This is a genomic window from Streptomyces sp. UH6, from assembly GCF_013421635.1.
In the GTDB taxonomy this organism is placed as follows: domain Bacteria; phylum Actinomycetota; class Actinomycetes; order Streptomycetales; family Streptomycetaceae; genus Streptomyces; species Streptomyces abyssomicinicus.
On the sequence record NZ_JACADT010001082.1, the window covers coordinates 1 to 1,820 of the forward strand.

At 72.1% G+C, this 1,820-nt stretch carries 2 protein-coding genes; both read right to left on the reverse strand.

Going from position 1 to position 1,820, the window contains the following annotated elements; translation table 11 throughout:
* The coding region (locus HW445_RS29435) for an NDP-sugar synthase (RefSeq protein ID WP_180223872.1) at positions 1-973 on the reverse strand (973 nt) is incomplete at its 3' end.
* Positions 974-1,091: 118 nt separating this feature from the next.
* Positions 1,092-1,820, reverse strand: a 729-nt coding sequence (locus tag HW445_RS29440) for a peptidoglycan recognition protein (RefSeq protein ID WP_180223873.1), incomplete at its 5' end; no start/stop codon positions are given.

Consider the following 1,820-nt stretch of genomic DNA (forward strand, 5'->3'; position numbering starts at 1 on the left):
TCACCGCGCCGGTGAGGACCGTGCGTTCGCCGATGTGGGCGTGGACGCCGACCAGGGAGTCGGTGATGACGGCGCCGGGCTGGACGACCGCGCCCGGCAGGATGGTGGAGCCGCTGATCCGCGCGCCCTCGGCGACCAGCGCGCCCTCACCCACCACCGTGCCGCCGGTGAGCTTGGCGTCCGCGGCCACCACCGCGGAGGGCAGGACCAGCCGGTCGCCGCAGCGGCCGGGCACGGCGGGGGACGGGGCGCGGCCGAGGACCAGGTCGGCGGAGCCGCGGACGAAGGCCTCGGGGGTGCCGAGGTCGAGCCAGTAGGTGGAGTCGACCATGCCCTGCAGGTGCGCGCCGGCCGCCAGCAGGCCGGGGAAGGTCTCCCGCTCGACGGAGACCGGCCGCCCGGCCGGGATGGTGTCGACGACCGAGCGCCGGAAGACGTAGCAGCCGGCGTTGATCTGGTCGGTGACGATCTCCTCGGGCGTCTGGGGCTTCTCCAGGAACGCGGTCACCCGGCCCGTGGGGTCGGTGGGCACCAGCCCGTAGGCGCGCGGGTCGGTGACCCGGGTCAGGTGCAGCGAGACGTCGGCGCCGCAGGCCTCGTGGGTGCGGACCAGGGCACGGATGTCGAGGCCGGTGAGGATGTCGCCGTTGAAGACGAGGACGGGCTCGTCCGGGCCGGACCGGAGCCGGGCCGCCGCGTTGCGGATGGCGCCGCCGGTGCCCAGGGGCTCCCGCTCGGTGACGTACTCGAGGTGGAGTCCCAGCGCGGAGCCGTCGCCGAAGTACGGCTCGAACACCTCGGCCAGGTAGGACGTGGCGAGCACCACGTGCTCCACGCCGGCGGCGGCGGCCCGGGCCAACTGGTGCTGGAGGAACGGAACCCCGGCCGCGCGGACCATGGGCTTGGGAGTGTTCACCGTCACCGGGCGCAGCCGGGTGCCCTTGCCGCCGACCAGGAGGATCGCTTCTGTCACCTGTCGTCTCTGCTTCCTGCCGGGACCGGCCGATCTTGGTGTCGGCCGGCCAGTGTACGCAGACCGTTCGAAGGCTGTGCGAGCGTCAGGAGCCGGCCGGGCCCCCGCCGCCCCGGCGTCATCGTCCCTGGTAGCGGGCCGAGGTCGTCCGGGCCGTGCCGAGCTTGCTGTAGAGGCGACCACCCGGACAGCTCGTGGCGAATCCGTCCCGGTGCCCGGAGATGGTGTTCAGTCGTACATTCTTGCCTTTTTGGTAGCGATTGCCACCGCCCGATTTCAGATAAGTCTTGCCGCGCGGGTTCATGCCGTGCAGGCCGAGTTTCCACGCCGTGAGGCGGGCGATGCCGCGGACGGACTTCGCGGTGGGCTTGGTGGTGCCGAAGCTGCCGATCACGGCGATGCCCATGCTGTTGCTGTTGAAGCCCAGGGTGTGGGCGCCCATCACGGGGCGGGTGACGCCGCCGGCGCGGCCCTCGTAGATCTTGCCGCACTTGTCGACGAGGAAGTTGTAGCCGATGTCCCGCCAGCCCATGCTGCCCACGTGGTAGCGGTAGATACTGCGGATGACCGAGGGGGCCTGCTTGCAGGTGTACCCGTTGCCGGTCGCGGTGTGGTGGACGAACGCCACCTTGACCTTCTTGGTGTAGGCGAAGCTCTTCTCCCGCAGGCTCTCGTTCGCCTTCCAGCCCCGGCGGGTGACGATCGCCGGACGCGGTCCGATGTACGGCGCGGCCCTGGGCTCGTCCACGCCTTCGGCCCCGGCCTCCGCCGCCACCTCCGCCTCAGCCGCCTGGTCCTCCTCGGTGGCCGGATCGCCCGGATCGGCCTGCGCGGGGGTGTCCGGCGG